We start from the raw sequence: 16,665 nt of genomic DNA, 5'->3' as shown, positions 1-16,665 counted from the left end.
TTGAGGCCTCCATTTGAAGAGCCCTGACTCCGGCCAGGGCTTTTTTTGCGGTCTGGAATGGGTCGCTCGAGCGCTATGATCGGGTCTGGACCTTAGCGGACTTCATGCGGATGACTCCCCGACACATCGTGGAAACCTGGATCGAGCGCTTCAACGCAGGCGATGCTGCTGGCCTGGCGGAGCTGTATCACCCCGACGCGATCAATCACCAGGTCACCCAGGACCCGATCAAGGGCCGCGATGCGATCCGTGCCACCTTCGAGCGTGAATTCAGCACTGCTGAAATGGTCTGCATTCCCGAAGTCATCCATGAGGCCGGCAATGTCGCTGCGCTGGAATGGCGCGACCCTCTTGGCCTGCGTGGATGCGGCTTCTTCACGGTTGACGGAGGATTGATCACGTTCCAGCGCGGCTACTGGGACAAACTCTCGTTCCTGAAGATGCACGGTCTTCCGATCGAGTGAGCCGCAAGGCCGGGCGGCATCCGTGCCGCCTTGGTCGTGGCCTGATGGGCTACAGCCTGGCCAGCGCCTGCACCGTGGCCTGCGTCAGCGGCTGGGGCAGAGCATCCACGGCAAACCAGCCCAGCCCGGTCTGCACGCCCGGCTCCTGGATGGAAGCCTCGGCACCCGCAAGTGCCCGTGCCTCGTAGATGGGCGCGACCCAGTGCTGCACAAGCGCCGGCTCGAAATGATCGGCCACGCACAGCAGGCGCAGCAGCTGCACTTCCAAGGCGGTCTCCTCGCGGACTTCGCGGACCACGGCAGCCTCCACCGTTTCCATCCAGTCGACTTTGCCGCCGGGCAGGCCCCAATGCCCGCGCTCCGGATCGCGTCCGCGCTGGATCAGCAGGATGCGGCCGTCGGCATCACGGACGACGGCGCCGCATCCAACGCGGGGAATCTGTAGTTCAGTCATGGCGGTGAATGAAGAAGGGACGGTTTTCATTCTTGCATGCACGCCGCACCGGGCGAACTCGCGCTAGGCTGGGCACCTGTGCATCAACAACCTCGCGGGTGTGTCGCATGGTCATCCGGCAACTTGGTGCTGACGACGCCGACAGTCTCTGGCAGGCGCGGTTGCAGGCGCTTCGCGAGTCGCCCGCTGCGTTCCTGTCCACGCTGGCCGAGGCGCAGAATGAGACAGCAGACGTGATGCGCGCCCAGCTTGCTGATCCCGGCACGCGCTATTTCGGCGCTTTCATCGACGGCAAGCTTGCGGGCTTCCTGCGCTACGTACGCCCGATGCGGATGGCGCGACGGCATACGGCGGAAGTGCACAGTGTCCACGTGGGCACCGGCCACCGTGGCCAGGGTATCGCCCGCCAGCTTCTTCTTGCTGCGTTTGCATCTGCGCGCGCCGAGGGCATTGAATCGCTCACCCTCACGGTGCTGGAGGACAATGCTGCTGCGCGCGGGCTGTATGAATCGCTGGGTTTCAGCGTACTCGGCAGGGAGCCGCGCGCAGTCAAGCGCGAGGGCATCTACACGGATATCGTCTCGTACTGGATCACATTGCACTGACAGTGAAACGTTACTGCGAGCCCGGTCATGTTTCCGTGGCACGATGGGCCTGGACACACATTCATTCGACGAAGATAGGGCAATGCGCGTTCAGGTATGCCGCTGGCAAAGCGTAGCGCCGCAACACCGTCAGCAGGCGGTGGATCTGCTCCGCCAGGCTTTCCCGGACATGCAGGGCGAGGGCTACGCCATCCCGGGGCCGGTCGCTCTGGTCCTGGCGATGGGAGGTGATCACGTTGTCGCACATCTCGCGCTGTACGAACGCAACGTACTGCTGGACGGCGAGCCGGAACGCATGGGCTTGATTGGCGGCGTGGTGGTGCGTGCCGACGTTCGCCGGCAGGGCGTTGCCTCGCGGTTGATTGAAGCGGCCCATGCAGAGCTGCGCCGGCACCGTATCGATTTCGCCGTGCTGTTCGCCCTGGATCATCGGCACTATGCCTCTGTGGGCTATGTGCCGATGCAGAACGAGACCTGCTTCATTGAAGACGGCCACGTACGCAGGTTCGTCTACCGCGGCGGCATGGTGGCCACGCTGGGAGCGCGCCGCTGGGCCACGGTCTTGCTCGATCTGCAGGGCGAAACGGTCTGAACGGCGCCAGCGTGCAGTCACCACCAAACCACCGTATCGTGGCGGTTGTCCAATGAACCAGGGAGCGGTGCAGGATGAAGGGGAAGGTAGTGATGGCGATGCTGCTGCTGGGGTGTTTCCCGCTGGCATCGGCCCAGGTCTACAAGTGCAAGGGCGCTTCCGGTGAAACGGTATACAGCCAGAATCCCTGTGCTGCCGGCGCTGAACCCATGAAGCTGCGTTCCAGCCGTTCCTCCACGGAAACGGCGGGGGAGGCATCGAACCGCGCGGCGGTGTACCAGAACACCGAACTGGCCGACGCCGGTATCGCCGAGCGCAACTGCGTGCAGGGCGAGCGCTCGCGCATCTACGGTCCGCTGGAGTCGCGCAGCCAGCAGATCGGTCGGCAGATCGCCGAGTTGAACCGGCAGATGGCCGCGTCGAGCAACAATCTGGCCGGCGCAACCCGTGACTCGGGCATCCGCACGCAGATTGCCAGCCTGCAGCAATCGTTGAGTGCCGAGCGGATGGCGGCGGATACACAGATGGCGAGTGCGCGCGAACAGTGCGCCTCGACCCGGCGTGAACGCGAGCGCTCGGTGCGCGACAAGTTCAGCAACGTACCCGCGGGTACGCCATGAGTCGTTCCCGCTAGGCGGGAAGGCGCATGGGTGTCTCCGCACGGAAGTTGCGCCCAACCGGCGCGCTCACGCCCAGGTAGTGCCGGAACAGGTAGATCAGCGGTTTCCAGCGCGCCACATCGATGTGCTGGGTGCCGCCCACAGTGATGTCTTCGTGCGCATGCACGCAGCGGATGCGGCCTTCGACGATCACGAAGCCCTGGCCATCATCCTCGCCGGGTGGATGCATCGCCATGACGGTGGCCTCCACCTGCAGCGGGCACTCGGCAATGGCCATCGGAGCAACATGCGTCGACACGGCGGCAGTGAATCCGCCCAGTGCGAACTTGTCGCGCACGTGCACGTAGCCCATCGCCTGCTTGGCGGTCGGCACCGGGTTACAGCCGGTTGCCCGCGCGATCGCCTCGACCTGTGCGGCCTGCGCGGATGAGGGGAAGTTCAGCACGCACTCGCTGCGCAGCTGCAGGTTGCGATAGCCCTGGCCCTGCGTACCGAGACCCAGCACTACCCGGTTGCCCAGCGCCCAGAACGAAGAAAGCGGGCTGATGTTGCTGCTGCCGTCGTCATTCAACGTGGTCATCAGCAGCACGGGCGTGCCTGGGTACAGGACCGAAGGGGTGATGCGGCGGCGATGGATCGAAGCGGTCTTCACGGCAGGTCTCGCGGTTGCGGGCGAGCACTGTGCCGCGCAGTCGGCTGCTGACGCTTCGGCCTGCATCGAACTGTTGGCAGATGACGGCATGCCACAATGGGGCATGGTCCACACCTCCGGTTCCCTTGTCAGTGTCGGTGCCCTGGTCGGGGACCAGGCGCGTGCCGCCATGCTGCTGCAGTTGATGGATGGACGGGCCTACACCGCGATGGAGCTGGCGCGCGTGGCCGGGGTAACGCCGCAGACGGCGAGCACGCACCTGCGCAGGCTGGTCGAGGGCGACCTGCTGGTGGCGGTGGCGCAGGGGCGTCATCGCTACCACCGGCTGGCATCGAGCGAGGTGGCAGAGATGCTCGAAGGCATCCTGCGCGTGGCCGACCGTACCCCTTCGTGTACCGCTGCGGCCACGCGCAGCATGCCTGCACTGCGCGAGGCGCGTTCCTGCTATCGGCACCTGGCCGGCGTGCACGCGGTCGCCATCACCGATCGCCTGCTGCAGGCGGGGCATGTACTGCCATGCGAAGGGCATTGGCAGATCAGCGCTGGAGGCGCCGCATTCCTTGCCGGACTGGGCCTGCCGTTGCGCGAGCTCCTGCAGCAGCCGGTGGCGGCCAACCCGGCGCGCTACTGCCGTGGCTGCCTGGACTGCACCGAACGGCGGCCACACCTGGCAGGGCTGGTCGGTGAGGCGATGCTGGATAGTTTCGTGAACAACGATTGGCTGCGGCGCGTCGAGGGCCGGCGCGAACTACGGCTGACGCCACCCGGGCGCGAGGCGTTGTGGCGGCTCTTCAACCTGGCGACCTGAGCGGCGCGGCCAGTCTCAGTCACCCGCGACATGGCAAGGCGTTATGGTCGAGTTCCACGTCTCAGGGAGCTGCAATGGCGAGCAAGGACATCACGGGTCGCTTCGGGCACGGAGCGAATCGGAAATGAGCAAAATCATGGCAGATGTGCGTTGGCTGACCTTTCGGTTGAAGAACGGGCAATCCATCGGGCCGGAGCGGCTGAAGGACGGATGGGTGATAGCCTCGGAAACCGCCCGCTGCGAGGTCCGCCGCGAACATATCGAGGGATCGGGCCTGGTGTATGCCCTGTATGCGCCGGCCAACCTGGCCTCACCGCGGCGCGCGGAAATGCGCATGCGCGAATTCCTGATGAGCTCGGGCTACACCTTCACGATGGGCACGCTGGGCGGCTGATCCCCGCCTGCCGCGGCCACGGGCGCACGGCCAAGACCTGGCCGAGCGCGCCGATCTGACCGCGCGCATCGAACGGCACTGTGCTGGTCGGCCGACACCCGGGTGGCCAAACGGCACCGACATGTCGAAGCCCAGCCACTCGCCTTCGGGCATGCCGAACAGGTGCGCGGTCAGATCGAGGGGAGGCGGCACATGCTGCGCGGGTCCCTGCACCGTAAGCGTTACCAGCGTGGCGGACGCGTTTCGCTACGCGATGGACTCAGCGTTGCACTGTCTTCAAGGCATCGACAACCTGTGCTTCAGAGAAGCCACAATGTCCTTCGCCCACCGATGGCAGTACCCGTGGCGCTGGCCGCGCACCTGCGTGTGCGGCCAACTGCGGATACACCGTCTGCATGTGCGGCACGATGGTCGGGTCGTTGTGGTTGAACTGGATCACCAGCGGGCGCTGCAGTGCGCCGGTCAGCGCCAGCGTCGCGCGCACCCTGGCCTGCGCGGCAGGTACAGCATCGATGCGCCGCACCCCGGCGTTGAATGCGGCGTCATCGCCGAAGCCGCTGTAGACCATGCCCCTGTTGCCGACCGGCATGCCACCGCTGCGTGTGGCCAGCTCGTGCAGGACCAGGGCGTGCAGGCTGATCGTGCCGGCCACTTCATCGGGGGAAACCTGCAGCCGCTGCGCCAGCAACGCGGCATGCGCCGGGTCGCGTTGCAGCGCGGTGACGATGCCCTGGTAAAGCTCGCTCTGGGGCAGCATGGCTGCTTCGCGCGACGCCAACCCGGTGACCGGCAGCCCCTCAGCTTTGGGGAAGAAATAATCGAACGCGACCAGTGTGGTCAGCAGGTCGGCCGCGATCTGTTCGCCACTGAGATTGGCGCCGCACAGCGACACACCACCGGCATAGTGCTGCGGGAAACGCTCGAGGCTGCCAATGGTTACGGCACCACCCATCGAGAAGCCCAGCATCCAGGTGTGTCGCACGCGCTTGAGTTCACCCAGGGCATGCTGTCGCAGGTGTTCCATGTCGGTGATCGCCTCGGCCACCGCCCAGCCTTGGCTGGAATACGCGCTCTGCGCGACGGCGTAGCCCGCGCCCAGCAGTGCTGCGGTGCTGTCACCGGCGGCCATCGGCGTGGTGCGTGGCACGCCCACGGGCTCATAGCCATGGGCCAGCATCACCAGGTCGCCGTTCCAGTCTGCCGGTACATCCAGCCGCCAGGGGGCGCCCTGCAGCTCGCCGCTGAGCGTGCGTGGTGCCGTGGTTGGTGCTGCCAGCGATGCCGTCGAAGCATGCAGCAGGCCAAGGGCGAGGGCACATCGAAGCAAGGGGCGCATCGTGGTCATTCCATGCGGGAATGGCGCAGAGCATAGATGCCAGCGGAATGTTGCGCGCGCTGCACTGCCGCAGGGGATTGCGGGCCGAACAGGCGGCGCTCTACGCTGGCGACATGGTCCCGCACGTCACCGCGTTGATTATCCGCATTCCCCACGGGAAGGCGGGGTAGCGCGCGGTCGTCACGGCCCTGCAACCCGCCCGGGAAGGCGGATTGCATGCAGCGCTCTCCCGGGAACTGGAATCCACCGAGGAGATCGCAGATGCAACACCCTTCATCCGCCGATGGCGGCGCAACCCTGCACCTGCTGTGCGGCAAGATCGGCGCAGGAAAATCGACGTTGTCGCAACAGCTGGCGGCCAAGCCTCGCCACGTATTGATCAGCGAAGATGCCTGGTTGGCCACGCTGCACCCGGGCGAAATCCACTCCGTCGCCGATTATCTGCAGCGCGCAGCCACGCTGCGCAGCGTGCTGACCGATCATCTGCGTACGCTGCTGCGGGCCGGCGTCTCGGTGGTGCTCGATTTCCCCTTCAACACGCCCGCCACCCGCGGGTGGGCACGTGAGGTGTTCTCGCCAGTGGGCGCCGCGCATCAACTGCACTTCCTCGATATCGCCGACGAGGTCTGCAAGGCGCGGCTGCGTGCACGCAATGCATGCGGCGAGCATCCCTTCCAGGCCAGCGATGAGGAATTCAAGCAGATCACCCGCCACTTCGTTGCACCGGCCGCAGAAGAGGGTTTCATGGTGATGCGCTACACCGAGGCAGGCCCGGCATAGCGCGGTCGGCTCAGTCGCCGAATGCCGGCTTGCCTTCGGTGGCGGTGCGCACGAGCGTCCTGCGGAAGGTCTCGACCAGGGGGCGCAGGTTGATGCGGTGCCAGGCCGCCCACAGCGGTGTGCGGTAGCTGAACCACGGCAGCTCGCGCAGCACCACGCCGTCCGGCGCCTGGTGATCCAGGCTCTGCTGGACGGTGGTCAGGCCCAGGCCGGCGGCAACCAGGCCAAGCGCGGCCAGTGGCTCGGTCGCTTCCATGGCGATGGTCGGGGTGAACCCGGCTTTCGCACACGCGGCGATGAAGGTGTCGTGGCGCAGTGCGTTTTCCCTGTGCATCACGCCGATCCACTGCTGGCTGGCCAGATCCGCGGGCGTGATGAGTTCTGCGCTGGCCAGTGCGTGCGCTGCCGGCACGGCCAGCAGCATTGGGTCGTTCAGCACCTGCGTGGCCTCCAGGTCCGGATCGTCGAACGCCGGTGGTTCGCAGACCAGGGCGATGTCCAGGCTGCGTTGTCGCAGGCCTTCCAGCTGCACGTCCGACTGCTGGTTGTAGAGCGCGATATGCACCGCCGGGCGATCGCCGCGCAGTTCGCGCAGGGCGGTGGGCAATACGCCGGAGTGCATCGCGTACTCCAGATAGCCGATGCACAGGCCGCCTTCGTCGCCGCGGCCGAGCCGGCGTGCCAGCGATTCCAGCCGGTTGGCATGGGTCAGCAGGGCCCGCGCCTCGGCCAGGAAGGTACGGCCATCGGCGGTCAGCCGGATGCGCTGCTGCGAGCGTTCGAACAGCTGCAGTTCCAGCCGTTCCTCCAGCTGGGCGATCTGCCGGCTGAGCGGGGATTGGGAGATGTGAAGGCGCTCGGCAGCGCGGCCGACGTGTTCATCTTCGGCGACGGCCACGAAGTAGCGCAGTTGGCGGAGGTCGAGCATAAGACCTTGTAGGACTCAAGATAATTAAATTATGTCTTGGACAGTCTTATCGGGCAAGCCTAGCCTGTGCCTCAACTTTAACAACCTCCCCAAGGGGGAATCCATGAGCATCAACACGCTGCTGGCTGGCAAGACCCTCGGCTTCGGTACCGCGCCGCTGGGCAACATGTTCCGTGACATCCCGGAAGCCGAGGCCCAGGCCACGGTGGACGCGGCCTGGGAACAGGGCACCCGCTACTTCGATACCGCCCCGTTCTATGGCGCAGGCCTGGCCGAGATCCGCCTTGGCGACGCGCTGGCCAAGCGCAACCGCGATGACTTCGTGCTCAGCACCAAGGTCGGCCGCCTGATCCTGGACGAAGTGGAAGACACCAGCGCCCGCGACCTTGGCGAGAAGGGCGGCCTGTTCGTCGCCGGCCGCCCCAACAAGCTGGTCAACGACTACTCGGCCGATGCCACCCTGCGTTCGATCGACGACAGCCTCAAGCGCCTGAAGACCGATCGCCTGGATATCGTCTGGGTGCACGACATCGCACAGGACTTCTATGGCGATGAGTGGCTGTCGTACTTCGAGACCGCACGCCGCGGTGCCTTCAAGGTGCTGACCCGCCTGCGCGAGGAGGGCGTGATCAAGGCCTGGGGCCTGGGCGTCAACCGTGTCGAGCCGATCGAGCTGACCCTGGACCTGGACGAAGCCCGTCCGGATGGCTTCCTGCTGGCAGGCCGCTACTCGCTGCTCGACCACGAGCGTGCGCTGCAGCGGGTGATGCCCAAGGCGGCCGAGCGCAACACCGGCATCGTGGTCGGCGGTCCGTACAGCTCCGGCGTGCTGGCCGGTGGCAGCCACTTCGAGTACCAGAAGGCGTCGCCGGAGATCCTGGCCAAGGTCGAGCGCATCAAGGCCATCGCGGCCGAGTACGGCATCAGCATCAAGGCGGCCGCGTTGCAGTTCTCGCTGGCCAACCCGGCAGTGGCTGCGGTGATCCCGGGCGCCAGCCGTCCCGAGCGCATCGCCGAAGACTACGCCGCACTGAAGGAAATCATCCCGGCCGGGTTCTGGCAGGCGCTGCGCGCCCAGGGCCTGGTCGCGGCCAACGCCCCGCTGCCGATTGACAACATCTGAGTCCCGAAGGAGACATTCCCATGGCAACTGCTTCTGTATCCATCACCGTGCCGACCCCGGCCGACCAGGTCTGGAACCTCATCGGCGGCTTCGATTCATTGCCCGACTGGCTTCCGTACATTCCCCAGAGCACGCTCAGCGAAGGCGGTCGCGTGCGCCATCTGGCCAATCCCGATGGCGATGCCATCGTCGAGCGCCTGGAAGCCTTCGACCAGGCCGATCGCAGCTACACCTACTCGATCCTGCAGGCCCCGTTCCCGGTCAGCGGCTATCGATCCACCCTGCGTGTGGTCGAGCAGGGCGACGGTTCGCGGATCGACTGGTCCGGTGAGTTCACTCCGGTGGGCGTCAGCAACGAAGAAGCGTCCGCGCTGTTCGAGGGCATCTATCGCGATGGCCTGAAGGCCCTGGAAACCACGCTGGCCGGGTGAATGCCCGTGTGGCGTTGACCGCATGCAGGCGCCCCGGCCGGTCCGGGGCGTCTGCGTGTCAGGGTGCGGGCGTCGGTGCACCGCAGGCGACGCGATGCATGGGAAAGTCCATTGCCTGCTTCGGATTGTCCTGCGCGATCTCGATGCGCGCATGTGCGCGCTGGTCGTCGAGGCGCCGGTAGTGGATACGTTGTGGGAAGTCGTTGGCAGGATTCTCGAAGACCGCCTCGTTGGCATCGACCCGGGTGGCGTTGAAGTCCGTGGCGTTCTGGCCAGAGGGCAGGGCAGTCAGCACCAGGCGCCCATCATCGTGCTGGCGCAGTTGCATGAACTCGAAGCCGACGGTTCGCCCGTCGCGCAGGCTGCGGCTGCTGCCGAACAGGGTGTTTCCAGCCAGGCTGGTCCATTGCTCGCCGGCACCGGGTGGCTGCCCATCAAGCTGCCAGCAACCGGCCAGCCAGGCCAGGTGTTCGATCTTCGAGGGTGAGGCGGATAGCGCGTGCGGGGCCGCGAGCAGCAGCGGCAACAGGGCCAGGGCGATGCGGAGTGACATCGGTGCCTCCATGCGCGGGAATGTGCGGCCTGTATAGCGCCCGCCAGATCATGCGGCCAGTGCCGTCCTTTCCAGTGCCGATTCCGATACGATCTGTCACATTGAGCTTGTCTCGCTTGACCCGGAGTCCCGTCATGGTCGACCGTCTCGCCATTCTGCTTGAACGCTTCGCGGTCACCGCCTCGGTGTTCCATGCCGGTGCGCTGTGCGGCATCAACACGCTGGAGGGTGAGGATGAAGCCGGGCAGCTGCACCTGGTGCGACGTGGCCCGCTGCAGGTCAGTCATGCCCAGCAGACCGTACAGGTGGATGTGCCCAGCCTGCTGCTGTATCCGCGGCCGATGCCGCACCGCTTCAGTACCGACCCACAGCAGGGCGCCGACATGGCCTGCGCGAACCTGCATTTCGAAGGCGGCCGGCTCAATCCGATCAGCGCCGCGTTGCCGGATTTCATCTGCCTGCCGCTGGCTGGGCTGTATGGCGGCAACGCAGCGCTGGAGTTGTTGTTCGAAGAAGCGTTCGAGCAGCGTTGCGGGCGCGCGGCGATGGTCAACCGCCTGTTCGAGGTGGTGATGATCCAGGTGCTGCGCCAGCTGATGGAAGGTGGCGAAATGCGCGGCGGTCTGTTCGCTGGGCTTGGCCACCCGCGATTGCGGCTGGCGCTGGTGGCGATGCACGAAGCCCCGGCGCAGGGGTGGACGCTGGAGGATCTGGCCGAGGTGGCCGGCATGTCACGCAGCGTGTTCGCCGCCAGCTTCCGCGAAGCGATGGGGACCACCCCGGGCCAGTACCTGCAAGGCTGGCGGGTCGGGTTGGCACAGCAGGCGCTGCGCCAGGGCCGGCCGCTGAAGCGGATTGCCGACGAGGTGGGCTATGGCAGCGAGGCGGCACTCTCGCGCGCGTTCAAGGCGCACACGGGGCAGTCACCACGCGAATGGCGCGGACAGGCGCGTGCTGGCGCGGCCTGAGCCTCAGCCCAGCACCAGCCGGGCCAGCTTCATGCCACCGAACAGGCCGGCCAGGCCCAGCGCCACCGAGCCACCGGCATACAGCGCGGCCAGTCCGTGCTGCCCGCGCTGCAGCAGCAGGCCGATCTCCAGCGCATAGGTAGAGAACGTGGTGTAGCCACCAAGGATGCCGGTGGCGAGCAACAGGCGAAGCTGCGGCGAGGCACCATTGCGCATCGCGAAGACCTCGACCACCACGCCCATCAGCAGGGCGCCACTGATGTTGATCAGGAAGGTCGACCACGGCCAGGGGCTGCCGACGGCCACTCGGGCGCCGATCAGGTTGCAGGCGTGGCGCAGGCAGGCACCGATGCCGCCGCCGACGAAGACCAGGAAATAGTTGTTCAATGCTTGCATGGCGTGCCTCGAATGCGGGTTCGCAGGGTCAATGGCGAACGCCGAGGGCAGGCAAGACCTGCCGTCGACGAACACCGGGTTCGTCCTGGCAGGAGCCATCAGCCTTCTCAGGCGGTTATCGGGGGAGCCCCATCCCCATCGCGGTCCATGCTACCAGCGGCGGTGCATTCACGTCATCGAGGTGGTCAGCACGCGGGCCACCTTGCTGCGGCTGAAGCCATCCATCAGCAGTTCGAATGCGAGCAGGTCCAGCGCCGCGTGGCGGCGGTGGTCGATCTCCAGGCCATTCTCGGCCACCAGGTGACTGACCAGCTCATAGGCGTCCTGCCAGACGTCAAGGTGGGCCTGACTGGGAATGTAGGCGTTACCCGGCTCCCCGACGCCGCGCCCGTTCACTCCATACAGCAGCTCGCGTGCGTCCAGCTTGGCCGCATCGGCGATGCGGAACAGCTGCTCGGCTTTCACATGGGACGCACTGACATGGTCGTTGAGCCAGTTGCTGATGGTTGCCGTGGTGGATTTGGCGGCGCGGGCCAGATCGGCCGGGCGGGGGTGCCCGGCTTTCTTCATGGCGGCGGCGAGTCGTTGGCCGAGAGTATTCATCTATGCAAGCCAGCTTAACGCGTGGAATGCGAAGAATCCTTGCCGCAAGAATAAGTCTGGTTAACAAAAGGGCAGACCATGACCGAATTCTGGAACAAGCGGCAGGTGCGTGCGCGGCTGGGGTTCCAGACCGATGCGGAGCTGGCGCGCTTCTTCGGCATCAGCCGTTCCGCGGTATCGCAATGGCCGAAAGACTTCCCGATCCCCGCTCTGCGGCAGTACATCCTGCATCAGCGCTACCCGAACCTGTTCCCCGCAACGGGCGCCGCCGAAGTTGAATCCGCCTGAATTACGCCGCCTTTTGTCGCATTTAGCGTGCTAAGCGCATTCTGTTAAGTACACTTAGCAAAATAGGAAAAACTGATCGTTCTGGCAGTACCTATTGTCGAGGCCTACCGGCTGTCGGACAGATGGCTGGGGCGCGTTGTCGGCTTCACCCCATCCGGGAGGGGCGGGGTCCCGTATGTGGTTTCGTGAACGATTAATAATTTCAATCGTGAAAGTCGCTGCATGTAATTGACCTGTCGTGAAATCTGTGACTAATTTGGATCAACCGGGCGTGAAGCCTGGGAGTCTTTCAGTAGCACGCAAGTGAGTCGGTAGACCGTCAACGATGCAGAACAAGTCCAACGGAGGTCGTATGGAATACGGCATGCATGGCTTGGCTGAACGGGTACGCCGCGAACTGGAAGCCAGCTATCACAAACACGGATGCGGTCCGGCGTTCTGGGATACCTACCAGCAGGTGCTGGACCGGCTCGTCCCGCAGGGGACCGAGCGTACCGAGTTCACCAACGAAATGGCGCTGATCATCGAGCAGCTGGGCATTGTCCGACGCGCGCAGCTGGTACCACCGCACGCCGACGGGCCGCGTTGATTCAGAGCAGGCGCCAGGCGCCGCAGGCAAGCAGCGCCAGCAGCGCCAGCAGCAAAGACAGCAGGGCCAGGGTCCGGGGTCGCCACCAGCGCTTCGGTTGCCCGGCCATCGCCTGCGGACTGCAGTAGCGCACCAGCCCCGGACCGAACCCGGCCCGGTGCTGTTGCCGTGCGCAGGCTTCCAGACAGGCGCCGCAGGCCAGGCAGTCTGCCTGCGGCCCTTGGCGGATGTCCAACTGCATCGGGCAGGCGCTGATGCAGGCCGCGCAATCGGTGCAGTCGCCAAGACGGTCGGCGCTGAAGGTCGGCATTGGTCCGGCCAGCAGCGGATGCGCGGCGCGGAACACGTAGTCCTGTGCAGTAGTCGGGTCGAGCAGGCCGCGGCCACGGCCCAGCACGCCGCCCAGGCCAGATGGGCGAGGTCCGCGTGGCTCGCCGCGGCGGGCGTCGTACAGCATGCGCGGCGTATGTGGATCGGTCAGCAGCGGCTGCATGCGTGCGAACGGGCACAGCGAACGGCAGACCTGCTCGCGCAGGAAGCCGGCGTTTGCCCAGGTGGCGGCGGCATAGAACAGCACCCAGAACGTTTCCCAGCCGCTCCAGCCGGCACGCGGCGCTGCGATCACCAGCTCGGCGATCGGGCTGAACAGGCCCACGAAGGTGATGCCAGTCCACAGCGAGAGCAGCCCCCAGGCCAGCTGTGTGGCCGCGCGCGCAACGCGTGCCGGAAGCGTGCGGGCCATGCCGTCGGCGATCCAGTCGAAGGCACGGCGCCACAGTGTCTGCGGGCAGGCGTGGCCGCACCAGATGCGCCCGGCGAGGTGGGTGAGCAGTGCCAGCCCCACCGCGAGCACCGCCAGCAGGCCGACCAGCACCCCGATGTCTCCCGGCCACAGCGTCCAGCCGAACAGATCGAAGCGGCGGGCGTTGATATCCAGCAGCAAGGCCTGGCGGCCATCCCAGCGCAGCCATGGCAATGCGTAGAACAGCACCAGCAAGGCGGCGCTGAGCGTGCCGCGCCAGTGCCGTGGTCTCGGTGTGCAGGTCGTACTCATCCCAGCGGCAACTCGTCGTCGTCACCGCTGGGCATCGGTCGCTGCAGGTACCAGGTGATCGCGCTGGACAGCGCCGTCACCGTCCAGAACATGAAGAAGCCGGCCGTGTAGCCCATTTCACGGCTGATCTGCGTGCCCGGGAAACTGATGGCCTGCAACCGCAGCGGGTCGACGAAGGCGAAGAACACCACGCTGGCCAGGCCGGCAGCGATGAAGCTGGGCCAGAGGATCGCGCCCCATTGCTGGATCAACTGCTGGCGACGGTTGGGAGAGGGTCTGTTCATGCTGTCCCGGATCGAAAAGTGGGCGGCGCGTATACTCGCCTGGGTTGGCGCGGCATCCGCAGGGCATGCTTCCTGCAAGCGTGCCAGCCTAGGTGCAGCGGACTGCGCCGACATTGATCTGGATCAACGGTGGTGCCGGCCGGCTGCGGCACACTGCCGGCACGCTTTGGGTACCCCGATGAACGCAACGCCGCCTGTCCTTCCTGTCGCCTCGCCCGAGCTGTGCACCGAGCAGGAAGTGACCCGCCTGGTGCACGACTTCTACGCCCGCGTGCGCGGGGAGGAGCGATTGGGGCCGGTGTTCGAGGCCCACGTCCACGACTGGCCGGAGCATCTGGCCCAGCTGGTCGACTTCTGGTCGGCGATGCTGCGCGGCACCCGGCGCTTCAAGGGTTCGCCGATGTCCAAGCACATGGCCATCGAGCTGGACAAGGATCTGTTCGACCGCTGGCTGGTGCTGTTCCGGATCACCACCGCCGAATGCGACAACCCGCCGATGCAGGAGCTGGCCAACGACGTGGCTGCGCGCATCGGTGACACCTTCTGGAAGCGCTACCAGATGCTGCGATGGCCGCAGGTCGGCCTGCCGGTGCTGGGGATGCCCGCCAAGGATTGATCTGGGTCAAGGCGGCGCAGGCCGCCCGGCGCGATGCTGGCGCCATGGACACGTTCTCTCCCGCCGCTGGTGGCCTGGCCTGGACCTTCGACCCCGACCTTCTGCGCCGGCACGACCGGCCGGGCCCGCGCTACACCTCGTACCCGACCGCGCCGCATTTCCATGATGGGTTCGACGCGCCGGCGCTGCGCCAGGCGATCGCCGACAGCAACCAGCTGGCCCGCGCGCTGTCGCTGTACGTGCATGTGCCGTTCTGTTCCAGCCCGTGCTTCTACTGCGGCTGCAACCGGGTGATCACCCGCGATCGCGGCCGTGGCCACAGCTATGTGTCGCGCGTGCTGGCCGAGGCCGATCTGCTGGCACCACAGTTCGAGGACGGTCGCGAGGTCATCCAGCTGCATCTGGGCGGTGGTACGCCGAACTTCCTCGATGCCGAGGCGATGACCACACTGGTGGAAGGGTTGCGCCGGCGCTTCGATTTCAGCGATTCACCGCAGCGCGATTTCTCGATCGAACTCGATCCACGCTTCATCGACACCCGTGACGTCGCCATGCTGGCGCGCCTGGGCTTCAACCGGGCCAGCCTGGGCGTGCAGGATTTCGACCCGCAGGTGCAGGAATCGATCAACCGCATACAGGGCGTGCAGCAGACACTGGACATCCTGCGCGCCTGCCGCGACAGCGGCATGCGTTCGGTCAACGTCGACCTGATCTACGGCCTGCCCGGGCAGAGCCTGGAAGGATTCGGCCGCACCCTCGAACGGGTGCTGGCGCTGCGCCCGGACCGCCTGGCGGTGTATGGCTACGCGCACCTGCCGCATCTGTTCCGGGCACAGAAGCAGATCGACGAAAGCCGGTTGCCGTCGCCGGAAGACAAGCTGGCGCTGCTGGGCCTGGCGGTGGAGAAGCTCTCCGCGGCTGGCTACCAGTACATCGGCATGGATCATTTCGCATTGCCGGAAGAGGATCTGTCACGCGCGCAGCGTGCCGGCCAGCTGCATCGCAACTTCATGGGTTACACCACCCACGCCGATACCGATCTGCTCGGCCTGGGTGTAAGTGCGATCAGCCATATCGGCGCCACCTACAGCCAGAATCCACGTGACCTGGCGTCCTGGGAGGACGCGGTGGACCAGGGGCAGTTGCCGGTCTGGCGCGGTGTCGCGCTGAGTGCCGACGACCAGCTGCGCGCGGAGCTGATCCAGCAGCTGATGTGCCAGGGCGAGGTGGATGGTGCGGTGCTGGGGCAGCGCCACGGCGTGGATTTCCAGCAGTACTTCGCCGAGGACCTGCGTTCGGTACAGCGGCTGCAGGAAGATGGCCTGGCCGAATACCGCGATGGCGTGGTGCGTGCGAGCGAGCCCGGGCGACCGTTGCTGCGGTTGCTGGCAATGTGCTTCGACCCGTATCTGCGTGCCGCACATGAGCAGCCACGTTACTCGCGGGCGATCTGAAAGCGGGATGTGCTGCGTGCGTGTGGTGCCCGGAGCCGGAATCGAACCGGCATGGGGTTGCCCCCGGCGGATTTTAAGTCCGATGCGTCTACCAGTTTCGCCATCCGGGCCTGCAGCGCGGCGCCGATTGTAGCCTACCCGTGTCGCTGCAGCCGGATTGCGCGGGAGCGACGTGCTTAACTGTTATCCCTGTTCATGTCATAGTCCCAGCCACCGTTCCCAGGGGGGGAGCCACCCGATGTCGCTGCACGCGATTGCCTATGCCAGTGAGGCCCGCGCCGATCTGCGGACAACCGATCTTGATCGCCTGCTGGCCGACGCCACGGCATTCAATCGTGTAGCCGGTGTCACCGGTGTCCTGATGTTCGACGGCAGCCGCTTCCTGCAGTATCTGGAAGGCCCCGAAGATGGCATCGATTCGGTGTTCCAGCGCATCTTCAATGCACGCAGCCACGCGCAGATGAGGCTGTTGTGCCGCGCGCCGGTGGTGCAGCGTGCGTTCCCGCGCTGGTCGATGGGGACGCGGCGGATCGATGCGGACCTGCTGACCCAGATCGTTGACGCGGCGTGGCCGGGTTTCCTGCTTGGCAGCGGTGGTTTCGAGCGCCTGCTGCAGGCCTGGACCGGTGCCGACGGCGAGCTGGAACCCGCCGCGGTCGCGCTGGGTTCCTGA

24 protein-coding genes, 1 tRNA gene and 1 riboswitch are annotated in these 16,665 nt (G+C 66.0%); of the genes, 15 read left to right on the top strand and 10 right to left on the bottom strand.

What is annotated here, in order from left to right; genetic code table 11:
- Positions 1–110: 110 nt before the first annotated feature.
- Complete coding sequence (locus tag AC5P9F_RS00310; RefSeq protein ID WP_005408904.1) at positions 111–464, top strand: nuclear transport factor 2 family protein; 354 nt, start codon at positions 111–113, stop codon at positions 462–464.
- A gap of 49 nt (positions 465–513) precedes the next feature.
- Here AC5P9F_RS00310 and AC5P9F_RS00305 read toward each other — a convergent pair whose 3' ends face one another.
- Positions 514–918: an NUDIX hydrolase gene (locus AC5P9F_RS00305; protein ID WP_012479703.1), complete on the bottom strand. Its 405-nt coding sequence runs from the start codon at positions 916–918 to the stop codon at positions 514–516.
- Between the two features lie 107 nt (positions 919–1,025).
- On the opposite strand from AC5P9F_RS00305, the gene AC5P9F_RS00300 reads away from it, so the two are divergent.
- The 3 genes from AC5P9F_RS00300 to AC5P9F_RS00290 all read left to right on the top strand — a co-directional run bounded on the left by AC5P9F_RS00300 (position 1,026) and on the right by AC5P9F_RS00290 (position 2,735).
- Positions 1,026–1,523: a GNAT family N-acetyltransferase gene (locus AC5P9F_RS00300; protein ID WP_012479704.1), complete on the top strand. Its 498-nt coding sequence runs from the start codon at positions 1,026–1,028 to the stop codon at positions 1,521–1,523.
- A gap of 82 nt (positions 1,524–1,605) precedes the next feature.
- Positions 1,606–2,115 (top strand): GNAT family N-acetyltransferase, encoded by a 510-nt coding sequence (locus tag AC5P9F_RS00295; RefSeq protein ID WP_308680378.1) that lies wholly within the window; start codon positions 1,606–1,608, stop codon positions 2,113–2,115.
- Positions 2,116–2,189: 74 nt separating this feature from the next.
- Positions 2,190–2,735: a DUF4124 domain-containing protein gene (locus AC5P9F_RS00290; RefSeq protein WP_012479706.1), complete on the top strand. Its 546-nt coding sequence runs from the start codon at positions 2,190–2,192 to the stop codon at positions 2,733–2,735.
- A 10-nt stretch (positions 2,736–2,745) separates the two neighbouring features.
- Here the strand turns inward: AC5P9F_RS00290 and AC5P9F_RS00285 are convergent, their stop codons facing one another.
- Positions 2,746–3,387, bottom strand: coding sequence for a flavin reductase family protein (locus AC5P9F_RS00285; protein ID WP_099497500.1), 642 nt, complete (start codon positions 3,385–3,387; stop codon positions 2,746–2,748).
- 103 nt (positions 3,388–3,490) lie between these two features.
- Here AC5P9F_RS00285 and AC5P9F_RS00280 point away from each other — a divergent pair, with 103 nt between their 5' ends.
- Both AC5P9F_RS00280 and AC5P9F_RS00275 read left to right on the top strand, forming a co-directional pair.
- A complete protein-coding gene (locus AC5P9F_RS00280; RefSeq protein WP_059033950.1) occupies positions 3,491–4,195 on the top strand; it encodes an ArsR/SmtB family transcription factor in 705 nt (234 codons plus the stop codon).
- A 124-nt stretch (positions 4,196–4,319) separates the two neighbouring features.
- A complete protein-coding gene (locus AC5P9F_RS00275) occupies positions 4,320–4,589 on the top strand; it encodes a hypothetical protein (RefSeq protein WP_005408911.1) in 270 nt (89 codons plus the stop codon).
- 259 nt (positions 4,590–4,848) lie between these two features.
- On the opposite strand, the gene AC5P9F_RS00270 is transcribed toward AC5P9F_RS00275, so the two are convergent.
- A complete protein-coding gene (locus tag AC5P9F_RS00270; protein ID WP_099497499.1) occupies positions 4,849–5,925 on the bottom strand; it encodes an alpha/beta hydrolase family protein in 1,077 nt (358 codons plus the stop codon).
- Positions 5,926–6,186: 261 nt separating this feature from the next.
- Between AC5P9F_RS00270 and AC5P9F_RS00265 the strand changes: the two genes are divergently transcribed.
- The gene (locus AC5P9F_RS00265) at positions 6,187–6,705 is read left to right on the top strand and encodes a P-loop nucleotide/nucleoside kinase family protein (protein WP_049459687.1); all 519 of its coding nucleotides are present in this window, start codon (positions 6,187–6,189) and stop codon (positions 6,703–6,705) included.
- Positions 6,706–6,715: 10 nt separating this feature from the next.
- Here AC5P9F_RS00265 and AC5P9F_RS00260 read toward each other — a convergent pair whose 3' ends face one another.
- Positions 6,716–7,633, bottom strand: a complete 918-nt coding sequence (locus tag AC5P9F_RS00260; RefSeq protein WP_049459686.1) for a LysR family transcriptional regulator — start codon at positions 7,631–7,633, stop codon at positions 6,716–6,718.
- 103 nt (positions 7,634–7,736) lie between these two features.
- Here AC5P9F_RS00260 and AC5P9F_RS00255 point away from each other — a divergent pair, with 103 nt between their 5' ends.
- Entirely contained in the window at positions 7,737–8,756 is a 1,020-nt protein-coding gene (locus AC5P9F_RS00255) for an aldo/keto reductase (protein ID WP_049449138.1), read from the top strand.
- A gap of 20 nt (positions 8,757–8,776) precedes the next feature.
- Positions 8,777–9,187: an SRPBCC family protein gene (locus tag AC5P9F_RS00250; protein ID WP_005408917.1), complete on the top strand. Its 411-nt coding sequence runs from the start codon at positions 8,777–8,779 to the stop codon at positions 9,185–9,187.
- 58 nt (positions 9,188–9,245) lie between these two features.
- Here the strand turns inward: AC5P9F_RS00250 and AC5P9F_RS00245 are convergent, their stop codons facing one another.
- Positions 9,246–9,740 carry a DUF6265 family protein gene (locus AC5P9F_RS00245; RefSeq protein ID WP_043034343.1) on the bottom strand — a complete coding sequence of 165 codons (495 nt, stop codon included), beginning with the start codon at positions 9,738–9,740 and terminating at the stop codon, positions 9,246–9,248.
- Between the two features lie 134 nt (positions 9,741–9,874).
- Between AC5P9F_RS00245 and AC5P9F_RS00240 the strand changes: the two genes are divergently transcribed.
- On the top strand, positions 9,875–10,708 hold the full coding sequence (locus tag AC5P9F_RS00240) for an AraC family transcriptional regulator (RefSeq protein ID WP_005408919.1): 834 nt from the start codon (positions 9,875–9,877) through the stop codon (positions 10,706–10,708).
- A gap of 3 nt (positions 10,709–10,711) precedes the next feature.
- On the opposite strand, the gene crcB is transcribed toward AC5P9F_RS00240, so the two are convergent.
- Positions 10,712–11,104, bottom strand: coding sequence for a fluoride efflux transporter CrcB (crcB, locus tag AC5P9F_RS00235; RefSeq protein ID WP_005412844.1), 393 nt, complete (start codon positions 11,102–11,104; stop codon positions 10,712–10,714).
- Positions 11,105–11,186: 82 nt separating this feature from the next.
- A riboswitch (Fluoride riboswitch) is annotated at positions 11,187–11,250 on the bottom strand.
- Positions 11,251–11,272: 22 nt separating this feature from the next.
- Entirely contained in the window at positions 11,273–11,674 is a 402-nt protein-coding gene (locus tag AC5P9F_RS00230; protein ID WP_005408921.1) for a transcriptional regulator, read from the bottom strand.
- A gap of 111 nt (positions 11,675–11,785) precedes the next feature.
- On the opposite strand from AC5P9F_RS00230, the gene AC5P9F_RS00225 reads away from it, so the two are divergent.
- Both AC5P9F_RS00225 and AC5P9F_RS00220 read left to right on the top strand, forming a co-directional pair.
- On the top strand, positions 11,786–11,995 hold the full coding sequence (locus tag AC5P9F_RS00225; RefSeq protein ID WP_076739969.1) for a helix-turn-helix domain-containing protein: 210 nt from the start codon (positions 11,786–11,788) through the stop codon (positions 11,993–11,995).
- A gap of 352 nt (positions 11,996–12,347) precedes the next feature.
- Complete coding sequence (locus AC5P9F_RS00220; protein ID WP_005408923.1) at positions 12,348–12,584, top strand: hypothetical protein; 237 nt, start codon at positions 12,348–12,350, stop codon at positions 12,582–12,584.
- Position 12,585: 1 nt separating this feature from the next.
- Here AC5P9F_RS00220 and AC5P9F_RS00215 read toward each other — a convergent pair whose 3' ends face one another.
- Together AC5P9F_RS00215 and AC5P9F_RS00210 are read right to left on the bottom strand one after the other, a co-directional pair.
- The gene (locus AC5P9F_RS00215) at positions 12,586–13,638 is read right to left on the bottom strand and encodes a 4Fe-4S dicluster domain-containing protein (RefSeq protein ID WP_495231875.1); all 1,053 of its coding nucleotides are present in this window, start codon (positions 13,636–13,638) and stop codon (positions 12,586–12,588) included.
- On the bottom strand, positions 13,635–13,922 hold the full coding sequence (locus AC5P9F_RS00210; protein ID WP_005408925.1) for a hypothetical protein: 288 nt from the start codon (positions 13,920–13,922) through the stop codon (positions 13,635–13,637). Before AC5P9F_RS00210 ends, AC5P9F_RS00215 begins: the two co-directional genes overlap by 4 nt.
- Positions 13,923–14,100: 178 nt before the next feature.
- On the opposite strand from AC5P9F_RS00210, the gene AC5P9F_RS00205 reads away from it, so the two are divergent.
- Both AC5P9F_RS00205 and hemN read left to right on the top strand, forming a co-directional pair.
- A complete protein-coding gene (locus AC5P9F_RS00205; protein ID WP_049396364.1) occupies positions 14,101–14,538 on the top strand; it encodes a group III truncated hemoglobin in 438 nt (145 codons plus the stop codon).
- A 44-nt stretch (positions 14,539–14,582) separates the two neighbouring features.
- Positions 14,583–15,992 carry an oxygen-independent coproporphyrinogen III oxidase gene (gene hemN / locus AC5P9F_RS00200; protein ID WP_043034401.1) on the top strand — a complete coding sequence of 470 codons (1,410 nt, stop codon included), beginning with the start codon at positions 14,583–14,585 and terminating at the stop codon, positions 15,990–15,992.
- Positions 15,993–16,015: 23 nt separating this feature from the next.
- Here hemN and AC5P9F_RS00195 read toward each other — a convergent pair.
- Positions 16,016–16,102, bottom strand: a tRNA-Leu gene (locus tag AC5P9F_RS00195).
- 128 nt (positions 16,103–16,230) lie between these two features.
- Between AC5P9F_RS00195 and AC5P9F_RS00190 the strand changes: the two genes are divergently transcribed.
- Positions 16,231–16,665 carry a BLUF domain-containing protein gene (locus tag AC5P9F_RS00190; protein WP_005408981.1) on the top strand — a complete coding sequence of 145 codons (435 nt, stop codon included), beginning with the start codon at positions 16,231–16,233 and terminating at the stop codon, positions 16,663–16,665.

Source organism: Stenotrophomonas sp. YJH_SMC_4, from assembly GCF_059371575.1.
This window is presented reverse-complemented; position numbering and strand designations above follow the sequence as displayed.